Raw genomic sequence first — 19,568 nt, 5'->3', positions numbered from 1 at the left:
GCGGGTGCCTGCAGGCGGACGGGCGTGGACTGCTGACGCGGCGGTGGAACAGAAGCCAGCCGCTGCTGCCTCCGCTTGCGGCGGAGACAACCCGGTGCGGTCATCGGCCCTGCGGGCTGCCTTCACGGACGGGCACAGTGGGGGCGCCTTCACCGGAGTTGGTGTGGGGTCGGATGGGGGTGATGCGCAGAAGTCGCCGCACAGGTGTGGGGAGCCACCAGTTGAGGCCGCCGAAGAGGGAGACGAGGGCGGGTGCGAGGACGCCGCGGATGACGGTGGCGTCGAGGATGATGCCGGCGGCCAGGCCGGTGGAGAGGATTTTGACGTCGGTCTGGGGGACGCCGCCGAGGGCCACGAACGCGAGGAAGAGGATGAGGGCGCCGGAGGTGACCAGGCGTCCGGTGTGGCCGATTCCGCGGACCACCGCTTCGTCGGTGCTGTGGCCTGCGGCGTACTCTTCGTTGATGCGGGTCAGGATGAAGACCTCGTAGTCCATCGACAGGCCGAACAGCAGCGCGAAGACCGCGAGCGGCACCCACAGGGTGATGGCGCCGGTGGCCGGGCTGGCGAACAGCGAGGATCCGTGACCCTCCTGCCAGACCAGCGTGAGGACACCGAATGCCGCGGCCAGCGAAACGGCGTTCAGCAGCAGGGCCTTGATGGGCAGCCAGACGGAGCGCAGTGCCCGGCTGAGCAGCAGAAGGGTCAGGACCACGATCACGGTGATGATGATCCACAGGTTGCTGCCGTAGAGGGCGTCGATGAAGTCGCCGTCCTGCGCGGGCGTACCCCCTACGCGTGCACCGGGGACGCCGGCTGCGGCGGACCGCAACTGGTTCAGGGTCTCCTTCCCGGCGTCGCTGGAGGCGTCGTCGCGGCCCCACGCGGCAGCGATCCGCAGTCCGTCATGGCTCCAGGTACCAGGGTGGATCACCGTGGTCTGACCGGGGGCGGTGATGGTGCGATCCGCCGGCAGCAGAATCTCGGTGGGCCTCAGCACGCCGGCCCCGATTCGATGATGGGGGCACGACATGGAGCCTGCGGAACTGCGTCGCGCGTTCGAGGCGGCACGGGCGACTGCCACGGAGCTGGGCCTGCGTGTGGACGACGTGGTCGTCGTCCACGACTCGGACCGCGTCGCGCTGCGTCTGCTCCCCTGCGACGTGCTGGCCCGGGTCGCGCCGCCGGGGCAACTGGCCGACTCCACGTTCGAGGTCGAGGTGGCCCGCCGGCTCGCGGCCGTCGACGCCCCGGTGGCCGGGCTGGACCCCCGGGTCGAGCCCCGCCTGTACGTGCGGGACGGTCTCGCCGTCTCGCTGTGGACCTATTACGCACCGGTGGCGGCACAGGTCACGTCGGCCGCGTACGCGGACGTGCTCATGCGGCAGCACGCCGCTCTGCGCCGCATCGAACTCGACGCGCCCCACTTCACGGACCGGGCCGCCCGCGCGCTGCGGGAGGTGACCGACCCGGAGCAGTCGCCCGACCTGTCCGACGCCGACCGGGAACTCCTCGCCCGCACCCTGGGCGAGGTGAGCGCCGCGATCGGCGCGGACCGGTCCGGCGACCAGTTGCTGCACGGCGAGCCACACGAGGGCAACCTCCTCGCCACGGAGCGGGGGCCGCTCTTCGTGGACCTCGCCACGTGCTGCCGCGGGCCGGTCGAGTTCGACCTCGCCCACGCTCCCGACCGTGTGGCGGAGCATTACGCGGGGGCAGACCCGGATCTCCTGCACTGGTGCCGGGCCGTGGACTGGGCCATGTTCTCGGCCTGGCGCTGGCGCCGCACGGACCGGATGCCCGACCGGGACCACTGGAGAGAGGAGGGACTCGCCCTGGTCCGTGCCTCGCTCGACCGCCGCGGACCGCGCTGACCAGGCGGCGGGGGTAGGCGCGTCCGAGTGTCGTCCTTGGGAGATCAACCGTCCAGTCCCGCTCATGTGCTGGCTTCTGTCGCTGCCTCGTACCAGCCCACAAAGCGCGGGTGGACCCGGACCGTGCGGCGAACGCGAACGCCAGGCAGGCGCCGGCGCCTGTCGCGGCTGTCGCGTCCGGTGGGGGAGCGGAGAAGCTTCGGGGTGTGGCGCGCCGAGGGCGAGTCGGAGCTGGGGAGACGGCGGGCATGCTCGCCGCGGGTGCCGCGGGATGTGTCGGACGCGGGTCGTCGCCGAAGTCCTGTGCACGGACGGCCGGCGAGCGCGGGGGCGGATCTCGAAGCCCCGCCGCTGATCGAGCGTCAGAAAGCGCGGTCCACGTCGACGACCGCCTGGGCGAAGGCGGTCGGCGCCTCCTGCGGCACGTTGTGGCCGATGCCGCTCAGGGTGCGGTGGTCGTACGCGCCCGTGAACCGGTCGCGGTACGACGCCCCGTTGCCGGGCGCGGTGAACGGGTCGCGTTCGGCGTCGATCGTGATGGTCGGCACCCCGATGACGGGACGTGTCGCGAGCACCTTCTCGTAGCGGTCGTAACGGCGTTCACCGTCCGCGAGTCCCAGGCGCCAGCGGTAGTTGTGGATCACGATGGCCGCGTAGTCGGGGTTGTCGAACGCGGCCGCCGTCCGCTCGAAGGTGGCGTCGTCGAAGTGCCAGGTCGGGGAGACGGTGTCCCAGACGAGACGGCACAGACCGTGCCGGTCGGTCCTGTCCTCCATGGCCAGGCGGCCTCGCTCGGTGCTGAAGTAGTACTGGTACCACCACGCGTACTCGGCCTTCGGGGGCAGCGGCTTCTTCTGCGCCTCGACATCGGTGATGAGGTACCCGCTCACGGAGACCAGTCCGTTGACCCGCTCGGGCCACAGCGCCGCGATGATGTCGGCCGTGCGCGAGCCCCAGTCGAAGCCGGCGAGAAGGGCCTTGTCGATCTTCAGGGCGTCCATCAGGGCGATGATGTCCAGAGCGACCGCCGACTGCTGGGCGTTGCGGACGGTCCGGGAGGACAGGAAGCGCGTGGTCCCGTGCCCCCGGAGGTACGGAACGACGACCCGGTAGCCCTGCGCCGCCAGCAGGGGGGCCACGTCCACGAAACTGTGGATGTCGTAGGGCCAGCCGTGCAGACACAGGACGACGGGTCCGTGCGCGGGGCCCGCCTCGGCGTAGCCGATGTCCAGCACTCCCGCCCTGACGCGCTTCAGCGTGTCGAAGGACGTGCGGGTGCCCGGGGCCACCGCGGGCACCGTGGGGGTCGGCGTGCCATCCGTCGCCCGGTGCGCGGACACGGCGTTCGCATGTGCTCCGAGTCCGGCCAGCGAGGCGGCGGCCGCACCCGTGCCGATGCCGGCGGCCTTGGTGAACGTGCGCCTGTTGATCATGAGAAACCCCTCCGTCGTACGGATGACAAGGCGTGGGTGCCAGTCGCAGGCGCTCCCGTCGCACGTCGTCCGGCCCTCGCGGTGCGCGTGTGCGATGACTGTTCCACAGCGTGCGTCACCAGTCAAACAGGTGACGCACCCGTTTCCCCTCGGCTCGTTGGGCCCGGGGCGACGACGACTCGGGCTGAGCGCGAACCACCTCCCTCCCAGGGGCTGACGGGCGGGTGCCGGGCCGGTCGACCGCGGTGAGAGGCCTCACACGGCCGGCCGCGCCTCTCGCGGAATGAGGCGCCGGCTGCCGCGGTTTCCCGGTCACCCACCACGATCCGAGCCGGCCGCGCCGCACGCCGGTGTACCGAGGAGAAGCGCCATGAATCGATCGGTGTGCAAGGAGAGCCCGGCTGGTCTGCGCCGCGTCCGCCTGCCCGGAACGGTGCGCGCCTGCCCCGCCAAGGTGCCGCCGCGACCGCGCCCGACAGGACCGGATCCGGACCCGGCCTAGGCGGCCGGAGTCTCAGCCCCGGCGCGTCTCCAGCAGCCTCAGCCAGACCTCGCTGATCGTCGGGAAGGCCGGCACGGCATGCCACAGTCTGCGCACGGGCACCTCGCTGACGACGGCCACCGTGGCCGAGTGAAGCAGCTCACCCACACCGGGGCCGACGAACGTCACGCCGACCACGGTGTCCCGTTCCCCGTCGAGCAGCATGCGGGCCCGGCCGTGATATCCCTCGGCGTACTGGCGCGCACCCGCGACGAATCCGATGTCGTAGTCCACGATCTCGACCCGCCGCCCCCTGCGTTCCGCCTCGCGCGTGGTCAGGCCCACCGACGCGACTTCGGGATGGGTGAAGACGACCTGCGGGACGGCTTCGGTGTCCGCGGTCGCCACGTGGTCGCCCCACTTGGCGTCGTCGACGGGTTGCGCACGCGCGCGTGCCCCGATCGCGGCACCCGCGATCCTCGCCTGGTACTTGCCCTGATGGGTCATCAGTGCCCGGTGGTTGATGTCGCCGACGGCGTAGAGCCAGCCCTCGGGCACGATGGTGACCCGGCAGGTGTCGTCCACGGGCAGCCACTGGCCGGGTGTCAGCCCGATGCTCTCCAGCCCCAGATCCTCCGTCTTCGGTGAGCGGCCGATGGCGAACAGGATCTCGTCCGACGCGATCTCGTCGCCGTCGGACACCGTCGTGCGCACCTCGCCGGACACGTCACGCGCCACCGACATCACCGAGCATCCGACGCGCACGTCGACGCCGAGTTCACGCAGCCCCTCCGCGACCAGTTCGCCGGCGAAGGGCTCCATCCGGGGGAGCAGGCCCTCCCGGCTGCGCACCAGCAGGGTCACGTCGGAGCCGAGCGCCTGCCATGCGGTGGCCATCTCCACGGCCACCACACCGCCCCCGACGACAACGAGCCGGCCCGGTACGTGGTCGGCGCTGGTCGCCTCGCGGCTGGTCCAGGGCCGTACCGCGGCCAGGCCGGGAAGGTCCGGAAGCGCCGCGCCCGTGCCCGTCGCCACCACGACAACCTGCCGGGCGGTCAACGGGACAGTTTCGCCCCCGGGGGTGCGCACCTCCACCTGTCTCGGGCCCGTGAACCGTCCGTGACCGCGGATCAGGTCCACCGACACGGAGTTGAGCCAGTCGACCTGGTCGTCGTCCTTCCAGTGTTCCGCCATCGCGTCACGGTGCCCGAGGACCGCGGGTGCGTCGAGCGCCCCCTGCACGGCCTGACGCAGACCGGGCACACGGCGTGCGTCGGCCCGTGCGATCACCGGTCGCAGCAGTGCCTTGCTGGGCTCGCAGGCCCAGAACGAGCACTCGCCGCCCAGCAGTTCATGCTCCAGGATCACGGTGCTGAGGCCGGCGGCACGCGTGCGCTCCGCCACGTTCTCGCCCGCCGGTCCTGCCCCGATGACAATCACGTCGTACGTGCGGGAGGCGTCGTTCATCACCGCTCCTGTGATCCAGTCGCCTCTCTCGGCTCACCGGACCGCACGGACGTGTCCGCACCGGGCAGCACCCGGGGAGTCCGCCGGCGCTGTCGCCCGCGCACGACGGTGCAGGAGAGGCGGCACATGGCGACCGAATGCCACACTATGCCCTGAGAAGAGCGCGTGCATGCGGGCGTGACGCCGTGGGGTGCCGCCCCTCAGGACCCGACAGTGACCGGTGTCCTCGTCAGGCGTGGACCGGGGCCTTGGGGTCGTCCTGGACGCCCAGCAACGCCCGGCAGCTCGGCCAGAGCGTGTTCAGGCGGGCGGGGTTGTTGTAGAGCTTGGCGAAGAGCACCTGGCCCTCGAGTTGGGCCACCATCGAGCGGGCGGCCTCGTGGGTGTCGGCCACGGCCACCTCGCCGCGTTCCCGTGCCGCGGAGACGACCGCCTCGACCATCGCCACCTGGGCCTCGAAGATCTCCTGCAGCCGGCCGCGCAGGGCGTCGGCCTGGTTGCTCATCTCCAGGGAGAGGTTGCCGAACATGCATCCCAGGACCGCGCCGCAGCTGGCCTGCGCCGCCTGCTGGCGGGCTTCGGTGGCCTCGAACAGGCGCTGGAGCCGCTGCAAGGGCTCGGCGTCGGTGTTCAGGACCTGCTCCCAGTCGCGTCGCTCGGCCGTCCAGTGCTCGTCGATCACGGCGAGCGCGAGGGCCTCCTTGGACTCGAAGAAGTAGTAGAAACTGCCCTTCGGCACCCCAGCAGCCTTGCAGATCTCGGCGACGCCCAGGGCCGAGTAGCCGCGCTGCTCGAACAGTGTCCGAGCGGCGGTGAGGATCTTGTTCTTGGCATCGCTGGTCCGTCCCATACCACGAGTATACGACCGAACGACTATCCGGGTGGATCGTGCCGTCGGGGTCGCTGAAGGCGGCGAAGGAGCTGCAGCCGGCCCGGTCCGGGGGCCTGCCTCACGTCCAGTCGGCACCCCCCCGCGCGTGCGTGCGTTGAGGTGTTGCCGTACGGGCATCACCTGTCTGACCGGTGAGGTATGGCCATCGCCCCACGCCGCCAGCCAAGCCGCTGACGACTGCCGGGCGGCGGTCGGGCGACCTCGACCCCGCATGCGCCCTGCCGGACTCGTCCATAGGCTGGAGCCAGCTTCACGACCCGTATGACCAGCTGCCGGCGGTGCCTTCGTTCGAGCCGAGCAGCTGCGACATCGAACCCGACGGGCTAAGTGTCGGCCGGGGGCGACGCCGACGGGAAGAAGCTGCCGTCCGGCGCCCGGACGTCGGCCGACGAGGCCGGCCGGCACGCTTCCTCGGTGCCGCACCGCCGCCCGGGGAGGCCCCTCACCGGTACATGTTGGTCGTTCACGCTCTGGATACGCCCGGCTCGACATCGCCGCGGAGGCGACCCTCGCGTGGCTCGGTTTCCGGCTCGTGTCGCACGGCCTGGCACGCTCTCACGCCCGTGTTCGGGATCCCGGCCCGACCGCGGAGCGGGGCCGAGAGCGAGACTGCGCCCTCCTTGCTGCTGGCGACCAGGATCAACGGCGAGTCGCCCTTCAAGGGGTACCGGGTGACGGGCTTCACCAACGAGGAGGCGGAAGCCGTCGGTCTGGCGTCCAGGGCGCCCTGGCTGCTGGAGGACGAGGATCGCCTTCTGGAGCTCCTCAAGCGAGGAGTCGCCGAGTCCCCGCGGCCCAGGCGGAAGTCCCACGGCACGTCGACGATCCCGTCGGCGTCCGTCGGGCTCCGGTTGCTGAGCGGGCGGGTCCGCCAGAGGATGAGGTGTGTCGCGGCCGTTCCGCGACCACTTCCGCCCTTGCGGCACCTCGCGTCCGTGGGCTCGGCGACCGAGAGCCCCATGTCTTCGCGATCCGGTGCGGGCCGAAGGAGGGATCTTGCTCAGCGCGTTGACCAAGGTGTTCGGAACCACTGATCTGCGGAAGAAGCTGCTCTTCACGCTGGGTGTCATCGTCCTGTACCGAGTCGGGTCGCACATCCCGATCCCGGGGATCTCCTACAAGGACGTCCAGCGGTGTGTGGACGCCGCGGCGGCCGGCAACGGCGGTCTGCTGGGCCTGGTCAACGTGTTCAGCGGTGGGGCCCTGCTGCAGATCACGGTCTTCGCCCTGGGAATCCTGCCCTACATCACCGCGAGCATCATCCTGCAGTTGCTGACCGCGGTGATCCCGAGGCTGGAGGCGCTGAAGAAGGAGGGCGCGGCGGGGCAGGGGAAGATCACCCAGTACACGCGCTACCTGACCGTCGCCCTCGCCGTACTGCAGGGGACGGGCCTGGTCGCCACCGCGCGCAGCGGTGCCCTGTTCCCCGGTTGTCCCTCGGCGGCCGGCATCGTGCCGGACACCTCCATCCTCACGACCGTGGTGATGGTCCTGACCATCGCCGCGGGCACGGCCTGTGTGATGTGGTTCGCGGAGATGATCACCGAGCGGGGCGTCGGCAACGGCATGTCGCTGCTCATCTTCATCTCCATCGCCTCCACGCTCCCGGCCGCGCTGTGGGCCGTGAAACAGCAGGGCAAACTCGCGGACGGCTGGATCGGCTTCGGCGCCGTCATCCTCGTCGGGCTCGTCATGGTGGCGCTCGTCGTCTTCGTGGAGCAGGCGCAGCGACGTGTTCCGGTCCAGTACGCGAAGCGCATGGTGGGCCGCAAGTCCTACGGCGGGACGGCGACGTACATCCCGTTGAAGGTGAACCAGGCCGGTGTGGTGCCGGTCATCTTCGCCTCGTCCATCCTGTACATCCCCGCGCTCGTCGCTCAGTTCTCCCATTCGCGAGCGGGCTGGGCGGAGTGGATCACGCGCAACTTCGTCCGGGGGGATCATCCCTTCTACGTGGTCGCGTACTTCCTGCTGATCGTGTTCTTCGCCTTCTTCTACGTGGCGATCACCTTCAACCCCGAGGAAGTGGCGGCCAACGTCAGACAGGCCGGCGGCTTCATCCCGGGCATCAGAGCGGGCCGCCCCACCGCCGAGTACCTGAGCTACGTACTCAACAGGCTGACCTGGCCGGGCTCGCTGTACCTGGGTCTCATCGCGCTGGTGCCGACCGTGGCGTTCGCGAGTTTCGGCGGCGCGAACCAACTCACCGGCACCAGCATCCTGATCATCGTGAGCGTGGGCCTGGAGACGGTCAAGCAGATCAACAGCCAGATCGAGCAGCAGAGCTACGCGGGCTTCCTGCGCTGACCCGGTCTCCGAGGAGCCGACGAAGAGTGAGCGATCGATCGGATCGATCATCGGCACATCGCCGTTCTCGGTGGCCAGGCGCCCGCCCCTCCCTGCCCACGCGGAGGAGCCGCGACAGGTCAACGGGCGGTGTCGTCGTACAGACCCAGTTGATCCAGGGCGACGCCGCTCGCCCACCGCCGCAGCCGGCTGCCGTCGAGGAGGTGGACGCCACCCTGCTGGGACACCCGGACGGCGTCCGCACGGCTGATGGTGCCGGGATCGATCACGATCCGGATGACACGGTCGTCACCGGCGTGGGCGGCCGTCCAGCGCAGAGTGGGGAGCTCGGCGCTCTCCTCCTCGTCCGTCGGGGCCACCGGCCTGAGTTCCACCTCCAGTTGGCGGTCTCGGTCATCCCGTGCGTACAGGCGCGGCCGGTCGCGCAGGCTGACGTCGGTGACCTGCCAGCCGTCGCGCTGAAGCATCCGCGACGCCGCCAGTTTCAGGGCCCGGTCGCTCAGCACGGCGATCTCGGCCGGGGTGTAATGGCCGCCCCGCCGGCGGACGAGCGGCCGGCGCAGAATCCGGAGGGCGGTACCGGCGGCCGCGAGGCCCACGACGCCCAGGACCAGTCCGGCGACGCCGAGCGTGCGGTGGAACGACGTGAGCAGCAGAGCGGCCGTGAGCGCGGTCAGGCAGAGACCGACGAAGACGGGCAGCACATCGCGCAGCTCAGGTCCGTACCGTCCCCGGGCGCGGGCGTCGGACAGCGCCCGCTCGCGCTGTGACCGACGAGCGCCGGGGCCGTACGACGGCCTCGAACGCCTCGCTGTGTACGGCCGCTTCCTTGTCTCCGGGGCCAACTCTCCACCTTTCCGAGGGGCATCCCATCGTGCCGTACGGACAACCGGACCTTCCGCGCGGTCCCGGTCCGGGCGAACTTCCGCACGCCGCTGCCGGCTTCCACACCGTGATCGCAACGGTACGTCCCCGGCTTCCCCCGACTGCCGGACCTGCACCGCGCGAGGGGCAGGGCCCTTGTGTTTCGCGGCCTGCTGGGGTCCAAGCAGGCCCTATCGGGGGTGACCTAGGTCCGCGAAGTCGCCGAGCGCATCGGGGCCACCCCGGCGCAGGCCGCTCCCGCCCGGCTCCGCGCACACGGCGAGCACCGCGTGCCGATCCCCCGCACCGGAGTCCGACAGGACCGGTTGGCTCCCACCTCGTAGACACAAGCTCCCACCGCAGGTCAGAGGCTTGACCGTACGAGTCCCCCGTCGACGGGCGAGGAATGTAGACGACCGGTTGGCCAGTTGTGTGCGGTGACCGGTCAAGGTGACCGGACCTCAACCCAAGGACAGATCATGACCACTCCCGACCAGAAGGTCGCCGTCATCACCGGCGCGTCGCAGGGCATCGGCGCGGGTCTCGTGGAGGCGTACCGCAAGCTCGGCTACGCCGTGGTGGCCACCTCGCGCACCATCGAGCCCTCGCAGGACCCCGACATCCTCACCGTCCGGGGAGACATAGCCGATCCCGCCACCGCCGAACGCGTCATCGCCGCGGGCATGGAACGGTTCGGCCGGATCGACACCCTGATCAACAACGCCGGAATCTTCGTGGCCAAGCCTTTCCACGAGTACACCCAGGCCGACTACGAAGCCGTGACCGGCATCAACCTGACCGGGTTCTTCCGCATCACCCAGCTCGCGGTGGAGCGGATGCTCGCGCAGGGCGGCGGCCACGTCGTCCAGATCACCACGAGCCTGGTGGACCACGCCAGCTCCGACGTGCCTTCCGTGCTGGCCTCGCTGACCAAGGGCGGCCTGCAGTCGGCGACCAAGGCCCTGGCCATCGAATACGCCACGCGCGGCATCCGCAGCAACGCCGTCGCCCTGGGCGTGATCAAGACGCCGATGCACGCCGAGGAGTACCACGAGACCCTCGCGGCCCTGCACCCGGTCGGCAGGATGGGGGAGGTCGGCGACATCGCCGACGCGGTCGTCTACCTGGAGAACGCCCCCTTCGTCACCGGTGAGATCCTCCACGTCGACGGCGGTCAGAGCGCCGGACACTGACGCGAGCGGTGGGATGTGCGAACCCCGGCACACCGGCGGGGTGAGCGGCGGAGCGTACGACCGGTCGTCCGAAGTCCTGGACGACCGGTCCTGCACGACGTCCCACCAAGGGACTTGAAGCCCGGTGACGGCCGGACGGCCGCTCGGTGCCGGTCAGGGACCGGGGTGTAGGGGCGGGGCGGCCTGCCGGCGCTGCAGTCGTCGCGTCTCGCGGATCAGCAACGCCAGGACGGTCGCCAGCAGTGCCGCCGCCACGGCTACCGCGGGAGCGCCGAGGACACGGGTGAGAACAGCGCCGAGGACGGCGCCGACGACGAACCCCGTGACGATCGCGGTGTATCGCGCGGCGCGGCGTGCGGCTTCCGGTCGTCTGCCGGCGAGCCACTGATGTGCGGCGGCGAGCCCTTTCTGCAGGTTCCCGCTCTCCGCGAGGGTGGTGTACGGCATGTCGCGCAGAGTGGTGAAGGTGGAGAACTGCAGGGCGGCGACGAACGACACCGTGACCGTGGTGATCTGCTCGGGTGCGTCGTCGGGCAGGGCGGCGATCGCCGCGAGCAGGGTGATCTGCACGGTCAGGACGAGCCGGAGCGGCCGGCGCAGCAACCGTTCGACGCGGGGCAGGCCGAGTGCCTCCACGAGCAGCACGCCGACGCAGAAAGCCGCGACGGGGATGAGCAGCAGGACCGCGCGGTGCCAGTGCCGTGCGGTGGCTTCGACGCAGAACAGCAGGACGTTGCCCGATTGCAGGTTGGCGAACACGGTGTGCCGGATGAAGGTGTAGGCGTCCAGGAAGCCACCGACGGCTGCCAGGAGCACCCCGACGGCCAGCGTGTCGGGGCGACGGTGGATCGTGGCCATGTCGGGTGCGGGGCTATTCGAGGAGGCCGCGTCGCATGGCCTCGGCGACGGCTGCGGCTCGGTCGGACACTTTGAGCTTCTCGTAGAGGCGCTGGGCGTGTGTTTTCACGGTGCTGGTGCCGAGGAACAGTTCCTGGGCGATTTGCGGGATGCTGAGTCCGCGTGCCATTCCGTCGAGTACCTGGCGCTCACGTTCACTGAGTGCCGGGGTGTTCTGGGACCGCCGCATGCGAATTTCCTCGGCCAGCCCTCCGGTGATTTCCGGCGGTACGACGGTCTGCCCGCGAGAAATGGCATGCACCGCTTCCACGACTTCCGACCGCTTGCTGTCCTTCGTGAGGAATCCCGCGGCCCCTTCTTCGAGGGCGCGGTAGACCGAGGAGCTGTCGGTGAAGGCAGAGAGCAGGAGGACGCGGGTGTTCACTTGGTCGCGGACGAGGGCGTGCAGTACGGCGATGCCGTCGAGCTCCGGCATGCGCAGGTCGAGTACGGCGACTTCGGGTAGCTCCCTGCGAATTATCTCCAGTGCGTCCCGACCGTTTTCCGCTTCGGCCACGACCTCAATGGTTCCGCTGAGCTGCAGCGCGCGGGAGATTCCCTCCCTGAACAATGGGTGATCGTCGGCGATGACCACTTTGATACGGGCGGGGCTCGGTGTCGCCACGGCAATCCCGACCTTTCCTCTGCGCGAAGCTGCTCTATTTCGGCCGTCGACAGGGTTTCTTAACGCCGTTCCGCTCTCTGATTACTGTTCTCAAGGGTATGGGAGCCCCTGCCACCGGGCCAGTGAAGCACCGGCCCCCGTGGGCGTGCATTTGGTGTCGGTACACCACCCCTGCCTTCGGCTCGTGGCCACGATCGCGCCCCGGCCCAGAGACCTGCCGGTCCGGCCGGTCCGGGCCCTGCTCGCGGCCCGCGAGTCCCCTTGCCCCCGCGCGTCACCCGACGAGGGGACGACCCCGTTCCCCCGGACGGTCCACCGGCCGGGGGACGTACAGCGGCGGCCCAGAAGGCTGAAATGAATGTAGGCAGTCGCTCACCAGGAACTGCCACCAGCCAGAATCAGAAATCGAAATCCGAGGAATTCTCATGATGAACGCTCGACGTCACCTGGCCCGTATCGCCGGTATCTCCTGCCTCGCCGCTCTGGCCGCGGGATCGGTCGGTGTGGCCAGCGCCGAGGCCGCGCCCATGGTGAAGCACCACACGGCATCGCACGCCAGCGACCATCACCACCAGCACAGCTCTTCCCACCACAGCTCCACGAACTCGATGAACAGCTCGTCGAAGAGCAGCAGCTCCAACAGCTCGTCGAAGAGCAACTCCTCGAAGAGCATGCCGAAGGGCGGAAACACCCAGGGCGGTACGCAGGGCTCCGGCAACGGAAACACTCAGGGCGGTACGCAGGGCTCCGGCAACGGGAACACCCAGGGTGGTACGCAGGGTGGCGGGAGCGGCAACACCCAGGGCGGTACGCAGGGTGGCGGGAGCGGCAACACCCAGGGCGGGACCCAGGGTGGAGGCAGCGGCAACACCCAGGGCGGGACCCAGGGTGGAGGCAGCGGCAACACCCAGGGCGGGACCCAGGGTGGAGGCAGCGGCAACACCCAGGGCGGCACTCAGGGTGGAGGCAGCGGCAACACCCAGGGCGGCACTCAGGGCTGATGGTTGAAAGAAGGCCGGTACCTCGCACAGGGCGACCTGTGCGAGGTACCGGCCTGTCGAGCGTGAGCCCGGCCGTGGATCGGCGGCGCTCCCTCTGACGGGCCTTCACGCGGCCGCCCGGGTTCGGAACTCGCCACAAGGGACGTTTGTTCGGGCGCAGACGGTGCACACGAAGAGCTAACAGAGTCTTTATACGACGAAGTGGAGACGGACATGGGCATCCTCGCGTGGATCATCATCGGCCTGCTCGCCGGCGCCATCGCCAAGGCACTGATGCCGGGTAAGGACCCGGGCGGCATCATCATCACGATGCTCATCGGTATCGCCGGCGGTCTGCTCGGAGGCTGGCTCGGCAAGGTCATCTTCGGTGTCGACTCCGTGGACGGGTTCTTCGAGCTCTCCACCTGGGTCGCCGCGATCGTCGGCTCCCTCATCCTGCTCATCCTCTACCGACTCGTCACCGGCAACCGGCACTCGCACCGTCACGCGTGACCGCCCACAGCCGCACACCGGATCGGCTCCCTCCCGCACGCGGGACGGGAGCCGATCCGGTGTTCAGGGGGCACCCGGCCCACGCGCTCGGACAGGAAGGCCCGGTCGAGCGACTGTCCGTCGAGCGAGAGTCGGTCTGACCCTCGACCGGGAGACCGCGCGGCCCGTCAGGCGCGACGGATGCTGACGCCGCCGACCAGCCCCCAGGCGTCGATGCGGACCGTGGGGCCCCCGGGTTCGCTCGGCCCGTCGTCCTTCACTCCGCCCAGCCGCAGCCCACGGACGTCCACCCGGACGTTGCGGGGGACTCTGAGGCTGACACCGCCGATCAGGCTCAGCTTGGTGATCCGCAGCTCGGCACCGTCCGGGATGCCGACGTCCGTCAGGTCGATGTCGGCCCCGCCGATGAGGGAGGCGGTCACGGTCCGCTCGTGGAGGGTGGCTCCGGCCAGGCGGTGACCGCCGATCAGGCTCACCTTGACATCGGTCTTCCGCGGGTCCGCTCCGCTGCTCTTCGTCATGGAACTACCGTATGCGCGCCGGGGAGTTGGTCCCCAGTGTCCGCGGTCCGGAATTGCGCATGACAAGTGTCATGCCGCTGGACCCGCTTCTTCGTCCGCCGGCTGAGGATGCGCCGAGTCGCCGGCTTCGCCCGCTCGCCGTGCGCCTGTGCCGACGATCATTGTGTGCCTACGACGCGGCTCGCCGTGCGCCGACGCCGCGCAGGAAGGTGTCCGCGACGAGGTCGGCCGCCTGCGGGGCCTCCATGGACGGGAAGTCGTGGGCGACGGTTTCGACGAGTCGGTCGAGGACCCCCCGGGTCCAGGCCGCGTCGATGTCGGTGCGGAGATGGCCCTCGTCGGCGGCCCGCCGGAGGAATGCGCTCAACCGCTCACTCAGCGCGTCGCGGCGGGCCCGTGCCTCCGGGTCCCGCTGCATCATCTGCCGGGTGTCGACCGGCCACTCGCGGCTGACGGGGATGATCCCCTCCAGGTAGCGGTGGAGCGCCACGGGCACCGGTGCCTCGGTCAACCGGGCCTCGTTGAGGACTCGTTCGGACGAGTCGAGCTTCGCCTGGAAGACCGCGCGCAGCAGCGCCTCGCGGCTCGCGAAGCGGCGATGGACGGTGGTGCGGTCCACCCCCGCGGCGGCGGCGATGGCCGCCATCGACGTGCTCGGATCCTCCGCTAGGAGACGGGCGCCGGTGCGGAGGACGGTGGCCAGATTGCGGGCGGCATCAGCTCTCATGGTGACCGGAACCCTACCAGGTGTGGCGTTTCTCCACGCTAAACACCCGTTCGCGAGGAGACTTGCCTGATAACTGCAACATCGATGTTGCGTTTTCTCGGAGAACGGCTACATTGGAGTGGTGCCGTCGCTCACCGGGGTGGCGGGCGAGAACATCGTGAGGAGTACGTCATGACACAGACCTGGCTGATCACAGGGGCTTCCCAGGGGCTCGGCAAGGCGCTGGTCGTCGAAGCACTGGCGGCCGGGAACCGCGTTGTCGCCACCTCGCGGAAGCCGGAGGCGCTGGCCGACCTCGAAGCCGGCTACCCGGAGAGGCTGGCGGCCGTGTCGCTGGACGTGACGTCGCCCTCCGAGGCGCGGGACGTGGTGGCGGCCGCGGTGGCGCGGTTCGGTTCCCTGGACGTCGTGGTGAACAACGCCGGCTACGCCACCAGCGGCTCCATCGAGGATTTCCCCGAGGACGAGTTCCGGGCGCAGATCGAGGCGAACCTCTTCGGGGTGATCAACGTGACCCGCGCCGCGCTCCCCGTCATGCGCGGCCGGCGGTCGGGAAGCATCGTGCAGATCTCGTCCGTCGGCGGCCGGGTCGGCGGCACTCCGGGACTCGGCGCCTACCAGACCGCGAAGTTCGGCGTCGAGGGCTTCTCCGAGGTGCTGGCGAACGAGGTGGCGCCGTTCGGCATCGACGTGATCATCGTGGAGCCGGGTGCCATCCGCACCGGCTGGGGTGCGGGCGCGGCGACGGCTTCCGGACCGGTGGCTCCCGACTACCGGCAGACGGTCGGCGCGTGGCTGGAGCGCAGGACCGAGCACAGCGGCAAGGAGTCCGGTGACCCGGTGAAGATGGCCCGTGCGATCGTCGAGGCGGTGGCGGCGGAGCAGCCCCCGCGCCGCCTGCTGCTGGGCGGCGACGCCCTGGACCTCGCGATCGGGGCGGAGGAGCGCCGCCTGGCCGAGGCCCACGCGTGGAGCGAGGTCAGCCGCTCCGTCGCGCACCGGTGAGCGACGCGGCGGAGCGGTTGCCGTGCACGCGGCGGGCCCTGATCGCGGACGCGTCGCACACGGCGCTGGTCACAGCAGTGCGTCCAAAGTGATCGGCAGGTCGCGGAGCCGTTTCCCGGTGGCGTGGTACACGGCGTTGGCGATCGCGGGTGGGATGCCGACCAGGCCGACCTCACCGACGCCCTTGGTGGCGGTGGCGGTCCCGCGGTCGGGTTCGCCGACGAAGATCACGTCGAGGTCCGGAACGTCGGCGTTCACGGCCACGAGGTAGTCGCCGAACGTGCCGTTGGCTATGCGCCCGGTGCGGGGGTCGGTGACCGTGTCCTCGAGCAGGGCCATGCCGATGCCGCCGACCGTGCCGCCGATGATCTGGCTCCTCGCGGTCTTCTCGTTCAGGATGCGGCCCCCGTCGATCGCGGAGACCACCCGGGAGACCCGGATCAGGCCGAGGTCCGCGTCGACCCTGACCTCGACGAACTTCGCGCCGTAGGCACCGGCCAGCGACATGCCCAGTTCCTCGGCGTCCGGTGGGGTGCTGCTTCCGTTCGCCGTGAGCTCGGACAGCTTGTGCCGGGCGAGAACGGCGGCGTACGACTCCCCTCGGTCAGGACGGCCCGCGAGTTGAATCCGTCCGCCGGTGCACTCCACGTCGTCCGGCGAGGCACCCTGGAGGGGCGACTCGGCATCGCCGCGGGCGAGTTCGACGAAGCTGCGGACGAGCCGCCGGCAGGCGTCGTGCACGGCGTTGCCCAGGCCGCCGGTCAGCCCCGAGCCGCCCGCCATCATGGAGTTCGGCATGTCCGAGTCGCCGAGGTCGAAGCGGACGAGGTCCAGCGGCAGGCCCAGTTCACCCGCTGCCAGTTGGGCCATCACGGTGTAGGTACCGGTGCCGATGTCGGTGGCCGCGCTGCGTACCAGCGCACTGCCGTCGCTGTTGATGGTGGCCTGCGCCGCGCAGGGCTGCGCGAAGTACGGGAACCACGCGCTCGCCATGCCGTAGCCGACGAGCCAGTTGCCGTCCCGCATGGAGCGCGGCTCGGGGTTCCGGTCGGCCCAGCCGAAGCGTCGCGCACCGGCCTCGTAGCACTCCAGAAGCGCCTTCTCGGACCAGGGCAGCCCGTTGCGCGGATCGACGTCGGTGTGGTTGCGGCGCCGTAGCTCCACGGGGTCGACGCGCAGGTCGCGGGCCAGTTCGTCGAGCGCCGACTCCAGGGCGAAGTTGCCCTGCGCCTCCGCCGGGGCGCGCATGGACGTCGGCACGGCGACGTTGAGCCTGGCCTGCCGGTCCTGCGTGACCACGTTCGCGCACCGGTAGGCGAAGGCGCTGCCCGAGGAGAACGGTTCGAAGTCGGTCTCCTCCATGCTCAGGGAGCTGAGGCTGCGGTGGTCGACGGCGGTCAGGTCGCCCTCGCGGGTGGCGCCGACGCTCACCCACTGCACCCCGCTGGGGCGATGGCCGATCGAGGTGAACATCTGCGGTCGGGTCAGCACCAGTTTGACCGGCCGCTTGATCAGGCGGGCCGCCATGGCCGTCAGGATCACGTGGGGCCACGCGCGCAGTCCGGCGCCGAAGCCGCCACCGACGTAGGGCACGAGGACCCGTACCGCACTCTCGGGGATGCCGAACACCGCGGAAAGGGTGGCGCGCACCATCGACGGCCACTGACTGGTGTCGTGCACGGTGAGGGTGTCGCCCTCCCAGGCGGCGAGCGTGGCGAAGAGCCCCAGGGGGTTGTTGGTGTTGTCGGCCGTGGTGTACGTGGCCCGCACCGTCACCTCGGCGGACTCCAGCGCCGCGGCGGCGTCTCCGCGCGCGGTGTCCGTGCCCCAGGGGTCGACGAGTGTCTCGGCGCGCGGGTCGCGGAGGTCCAGCAGCGGCTCCGCGGCGTCGTAGTCGGCATGCACCAGGCGTGCCGCCGCCACCGCCTGCTCGGGTGTCTCGGCGACCACGAAGGCGATGTGCTGTCCGTGGTGCACGATCCGGTCGTTGCGCAGGGGTGACGGTGGTGACGCCCCGAGCGCGGTCATCGGGCCTGCTCCGACCTCGGGGCGGTTCTCGTGGGTGAGGACGCTGAGCACGCCGGGCGCACCCTCGGCCGCGTCGGTGTGCATGCGGACGATCCGGCCCGCGGCGACGGTGCTCTGCACCAGGGCGCCGTAGGCCTGACCGGGAACACTGAAGTCCATCGGGTACGGGGCCGTGCCGGTGACCTTGCGCGGGCCGTCCACCCGGTTGACGCCCGTGCCGACGAGTGGCCTGCTTTCGACGGTGCTCATACGTCAACTCCGGATACGTTCTGCAGTTCCCGCACCAGGGTGCGCCGGGCGAGCGGCACCTTGAAGGCCGTTCCGGGCACGGTCCAGGCGTCGCGCATCGTCGCGTCGGCGGCGTCCAGGAAGGTGGCCGTGGTCGCGGGCGCGCCCGTCAGTACGTGTTCCGCCTCGTACGCGCGCCACGGCTTCGTCCCCACACCCCCCAGGCCGACACGTGCCTGACGGATCGTGGCGTGGTCGACGACGAGGAGGACCGCCGCCGACGTGAGGGCGAACTCGTACGAGGTACGGTCCCGGACCTTGAGGTATCCCGACCGGGCCGCCGCCGGCGGCAGCGGGATCTCGACCTCGGTGATCAGCTCGGCGTGCTCCAGGACGTTCTCGCGCTGAGGACTCTCGGCGGCCGTCAGGTAGAACTCCGTGAGGGGAACGGTGCGGGAGTGCGAGGGCCCCTGGACGTGCACGGCCGCGTCGAGCGCCACCAGCGCGACGGCGAGGTCCGACGCGTGCAGCGCGATGCACCGCTCGCTCGCGCCGAGGACGGCGTGCATGCGTGCCACGCCTTCGACGGCGGCGCAGCCGGAGTCGGGTGTGCGCTTGTTGCACGCGCTGACGGTGGGATCGCGGAAGTAGCGGCAGCGGGTGCGCTGCAGCAGGTTGCCGCCGATGGTGGCCATGTTCCGCAGCTGTACCGAGGCCCCCTGGAGAAGGGACTCGCGCACCATGGGCAGCCGCTCGGCCACCGTCGCGTCGGCGGCCAGCTCCTCCATGGTGACCAGCGCCCCCACATGGAGGATCTCGCCACGCCGTTCGATGCCGTGCAGGGGCAGGCGGGTGATGTCGATCAGCGTGGGCGGCTCGAGGACCCCGTCCTTCATCAGGTCCAGTTGCGTGGTGCCGCCGGCCAGGCAGGCCGCTGCCGGGTCGTCGGCCAGCAACTGCACGACCTCGCGGGTGTCGGTGGCCCGGACGTACTCAAAGGTGTGCATCGGGGCCTCCCTGGGACGCGGCCTGGCGTACGGCCGCCACGATGTTGCTGTACGCCCCGCAGCGGCACAGGTTTCCGCTCATGTACTCCCGGATCTCCTCGTCGGAGCCCGCGCGGCCCTCGGCCATCAGCGCCACGGCGGACATGATCTGCCCGGGTGTGCAGAAGCCGCACTGGAAGCCGTCCTGGTCCATGAACGCCTGCTGCACGGGGTGCGGTCCGTCCGTACCCGAGACGCCCTCGATCGTGGTGATCTCCCGGCCCTCGGCCTGAGCCGCCAAGGTCAGGCAGGCCAGCACCCTCCTGCCGTCCAGATGGACCGTGCACGCACCGCAGGCGCCCTGGTCGCAGCCCTTCTTCGTCCCCACCAGGCCGAGCCGGTCCCGCAGCGCGTCCAGCAGGGTGACCCGGGTGTCCAGGCGCAGCGTGTGTGACCGCCCGTTGACGGTGAGTGTCACGACCCGTTCGGTGATCGCGGGACGTTGGTCCACGCCCCGCGAGCTCGCCAGGTTGCCCATGCGCGT

19 protein-coding genes are annotated in these 19,568 nt (G+C 70.4%); 7 read left to right on the top strand and 12 right to left on the bottom strand.

The features are described 5' to 3' along the window. Positions 1–100 precede the first annotated feature (100 nt). Positions 101–1,000 (bottom strand): MMPL family transporter, encoded by a 900-nt coding sequence (locus tag N8I86_RS01750; RefSeq protein WP_263276871.1) that lies wholly within the window; start codon positions 998–1,000, stop codon positions 101–103. Between the two features lie 31 nt (positions 1,001–1,031). Between N8I86_RS01750 and N8I86_RS01745 the strand changes: the two genes are divergently transcribed. Beyond that, positions 1,032–1,874: an aminoglycoside phosphotransferase family protein gene (locus tag N8I86_RS01745; protein ID WP_263276870.1), complete on the top strand. Its 843-nt coding sequence runs from the start codon at positions 1,032–1,034 to the stop codon at positions 1,872–1,874. Between the two features lie 362 nt (positions 1,875–2,236). Here the strand turns inward: N8I86_RS01745 and N8I86_RS01740 are convergent, their stop codons facing one another. The 3 genes from N8I86_RS01740 to N8I86_RS01730 form a co-directional block, all read right to left on the bottom strand. Beyond that, a complete protein-coding gene (locus N8I86_RS01740; protein ID WP_073896205.1) occupies positions 2,237–3,307 on the bottom strand; it encodes an alpha/beta fold hydrolase in 1,071 nt (356 codons plus the stop codon). A 514-nt stretch (positions 3,308–3,821) separates the two neighbouring features. Further along, positions 3,822–5,258, bottom strand: coding sequence for a dihydrolipoyl dehydrogenase family protein (locus tag N8I86_RS01735; RefSeq protein WP_263276869.1), 1,437 nt, complete (start codon positions 5,256–5,258; stop codon positions 3,822–3,824). A 229-nt stretch (positions 5,259–5,487) separates the two neighbouring features. Continuing rightward, complete coding sequence (locus tag N8I86_RS01730) at positions 5,488–6,108, bottom strand: TetR/AcrR family transcriptional regulator (RefSeq protein WP_263276868.1); 621 nt, start codon at positions 6,106–6,108, stop codon at positions 5,488–5,490. A gap of 173 nt (positions 6,109–6,281) precedes the next feature. On the opposite strand from N8I86_RS01730, the gene N8I86_RS39185 reads away from it, so the two are divergent. Both N8I86_RS39185 and secY read left to right on the top strand, forming a co-directional pair. Further along, positions 6,282–7,184: a hypothetical protein gene (locus N8I86_RS39185; protein ID WP_404830771.1), complete on the top strand. Its 903-nt coding sequence runs from the start codon at positions 6,282–6,284 to the stop codon at positions 7,182–7,184. After that, a complete protein-coding gene (gene secY, locus N8I86_RS01720) occupies positions 7,147–8,457 on the top strand; it encodes a preprotein translocase subunit SecY (RefSeq protein ID WP_073896208.1) in 1,311 nt (436 codons plus the stop codon). The genes N8I86_RS39185 and secY overlap by 38 nt, the downstream gene beginning before the upstream one ends. 119 nt (positions 8,458–8,576) lie before the next feature. On the opposite strand, the gene N8I86_RS01715 is transcribed toward secY, so the two are convergent. Beyond that, positions 8,577–9,161, bottom strand: coding sequence for a hypothetical protein (locus tag N8I86_RS01715; RefSeq protein WP_079192558.1), 585 nt, complete (start codon positions 9,159–9,161; stop codon positions 8,577–8,579). A 639-nt stretch (positions 9,162–9,800) separates the two neighbouring features. On the opposite strand from N8I86_RS01715, the gene N8I86_RS01710 reads away from it, so the two are divergent. After that, positions 9,801–10,514 (top strand): SDR family NAD(P)-dependent oxidoreductase, encoded by a 714-nt coding sequence (locus N8I86_RS01710; protein ID WP_263276867.1) that lies wholly within the window; start codon positions 9,801–9,803, stop codon positions 10,512–10,514. A gap of 153 nt (positions 10,515–10,667) precedes the next feature. On the opposite strand, the gene N8I86_RS01705 is transcribed toward N8I86_RS01710, so the two are convergent. Next, positions 10,668–11,372, bottom strand: a complete 705-nt coding sequence (locus N8I86_RS01705) for a YoaK family protein (protein ID WP_073896211.1) — start codon at positions 11,370–11,372, stop codon at positions 10,668–10,670. A 13-nt stretch (positions 11,373–11,385) separates the two neighbouring features. Then, positions 11,386–12,036, bottom strand: a complete 651-nt coding sequence (locus N8I86_RS01700) for a response regulator (protein WP_073896212.1) — start codon at positions 12,034–12,036, stop codon at positions 11,386–11,388. A 671-nt stretch (positions 12,037–12,707) separates the two neighbouring features. On the opposite strand from N8I86_RS01700, the gene N8I86_RS01695 reads away from it, so the two are divergent. Beyond that, positions 12,708–13,037 carry a hypothetical protein gene (locus tag N8I86_RS01695; RefSeq protein WP_093471806.1) on the top strand — a complete coding sequence of 110 codons (330 nt, stop codon included), beginning with the start codon at positions 12,708–12,710 and terminating at the stop codon, positions 13,035–13,037. A gap of 213 nt (positions 13,038–13,250) precedes the next feature. Next, entirely contained in the window at positions 13,251–13,529 is a 279-nt protein-coding gene (locus N8I86_RS01690) for a GlsB/YeaQ/YmgE family stress response membrane protein (protein ID WP_073896213.1), read from the top strand. 167 nt (positions 13,530–13,696) lie between these two features. On the opposite strand, the gene N8I86_RS01685 is transcribed toward N8I86_RS01690, so the two are convergent. Together N8I86_RS01685 and N8I86_RS01680 are read right to left on the bottom strand one after the other, a co-directional pair. Continuing rightward, positions 13,697–14,050 (bottom strand): hypothetical protein, encoded by a 354-nt coding sequence (locus N8I86_RS01685; protein WP_263276866.1) that lies wholly within the window; start codon positions 14,048–14,050, stop codon positions 13,697–13,699. A 169-nt stretch (positions 14,051–14,219) separates the two neighbouring features. Further along, a complete protein-coding gene (locus N8I86_RS01680) occupies positions 14,220–14,777 on the bottom strand; it encodes a TetR/AcrR family transcriptional regulator (RefSeq protein WP_263276865.1) in 558 nt (185 codons plus the stop codon). Between the two features lie 171 nt (positions 14,778–14,948). On the opposite strand from N8I86_RS01680, the gene N8I86_RS01675 reads away from it, so the two are divergent. Then, positions 14,949–15,782 carry an oxidoreductase gene (locus N8I86_RS01675; protein WP_263276864.1) on the top strand — a complete coding sequence of 278 codons (834 nt, stop codon included), beginning with the start codon at positions 14,949–14,951 and terminating at the stop codon, positions 15,780–15,782. A gap of 69 nt (positions 15,783–15,851) precedes the next feature. Here the strand turns inward: N8I86_RS01675 and N8I86_RS01670 are convergent, their stop codons facing one another. The 3 genes from N8I86_RS01670 to N8I86_RS01660 are packed head-to-tail and all read right to left on the bottom strand — an operon-like array spanning position 15,852 to position 19,562. Beyond that, positions 15,852–18,059, bottom strand: a complete 2,208-nt coding sequence (locus N8I86_RS01670) for a xanthine dehydrogenase family protein molybdopterin-binding subunit (RefSeq protein WP_263276863.1) — start codon at positions 18,057–18,059, stop codon at positions 15,852–15,854. Further along, positions 18,056–19,045 (bottom strand): FAD binding domain-containing protein, encoded by a 990-nt coding sequence (locus N8I86_RS01665; protein ID WP_073896223.1) that lies wholly within the window; start codon positions 19,043–19,045, stop codon positions 18,056–18,058. Before N8I86_RS01665 ends, N8I86_RS01670 begins: the two co-directional genes overlap by 4 nt. Further along, positions 19,032–19,562: a (2Fe-2S)-binding protein gene (locus N8I86_RS01660; RefSeq protein ID WP_123439276.1), complete on the bottom strand. Its 531-nt coding sequence runs from the start codon at positions 19,560–19,562 to the stop codon at positions 19,032–19,034. Before N8I86_RS01660 ends, N8I86_RS01665 begins: the two co-directional genes overlap by 14 nt. Between the last annotated feature and the right edge of the window lie 6 nt (positions 19,563–19,568).

The organism is Streptomyces albidicamelliae (assembly GCF_025642175.1).
GTDB lineage: Bacteria > Actinomycetota > Actinomycetes > Streptomycetales > Streptomycetaceae > Streptomyces > Streptomyces albidocamelliae.
This window is presented reverse-complemented; position numbering and strand designations above follow the sequence as displayed.

Excerpts from the sequence above, each read along its gene's own strand:
- N8I86_RS01745 (WP_263276870.1), top strand. The coding sequence starts at position 1,032 with ATGGAGCCTGCGGAACTGCGTCGCGCGTTCGAGGCGGCACGGGCGACT.
- N8I86_RS01740 (WP_073896205.1), bottom strand. The coding sequence starts at position 3,307 with ATGATCAACAGGCGCACGTTCACCAAGGCCGCCGGCATCGGCACGGGT.
- N8I86_RS01735 (WP_263276869.1), bottom strand. The coding sequence starts at position 5,258 with ATGAACGACGCCTCCCGCACGTACGACGTGATTGTCATCGGGGCAGGA.
- N8I86_RS01730 (WP_263276868.1), bottom strand. The coding sequence starts at position 6,108 with ATGGGACGGACCAGCGATGCCAAGAACAAGATCCTCACCGCCGCTCGG.
- N8I86_RS01710 (WP_263276867.1), top strand. The coding sequence starts at position 9,801 with ATGACCACTCCCGACCAGAAGGTCGCCGTCATCACCGGCGCGTCGCAG.
- N8I86_RS01705 (WP_073896211.1), bottom strand. The coding sequence starts at position 11,372 with ATGGCCACGATCCACCGTCGCCCCGACACGCTGGCCGTCGGGGTGCTC.
- N8I86_RS01695 (WP_093471806.1), top strand. The coding sequence starts at position 12,708 with ATGCCGAAGGGCGGAAACACCCAGGGCGGTACGCAGGGCTCCGGCAAC.
- N8I86_RS01690 (WP_073896213.1), top strand. The coding sequence starts at position 13,251 with ATGGGCATCCTCGCGTGGATCATCATCGGCCTGCTCGCCGGCGCCATC.
- N8I86_RS01685 (WP_263276866.1), bottom strand. The coding sequence starts at position 14,050 with ATGACGAAGAGCAGCGGAGCGGACCCGCGGAAGACCGATGTCAAGGTG.
- N8I86_RS01680 (WP_263276865.1), bottom strand. The coding sequence starts at position 14,777 with ATGAGAGCTGATGCCGCCCGCAATCTGGCCACCGTCCTCCGCACCGGC.
- N8I86_RS01675 (WP_263276864.1), top strand. The coding sequence starts at position 14,949 with ATGACACAGACCTGGCTGATCACAGGGGCTTCCCAGGGGCTCGGCAAG.
- N8I86_RS01670 (WP_263276863.1), bottom strand. The coding sequence starts at position 18,059 with ATGAGCACCGTCGAAAGCAGGCCACTCGTCGGCACGGGCGTCAACCGG.
- N8I86_RS01665 (WP_073896223.1), bottom strand. The coding sequence starts at position 19,045 with ATGCACACCTTTGAGTACGTCCGGGCCACCGACACCCGCGAGGTCGTG.
- N8I86_RS01660 (WP_123439276.1), bottom strand. The coding sequence starts at position 19,562 with ATGGGCAACCTGGCGAGCTCGCGGGGCGTGGACCAACGTCCCGCGATC.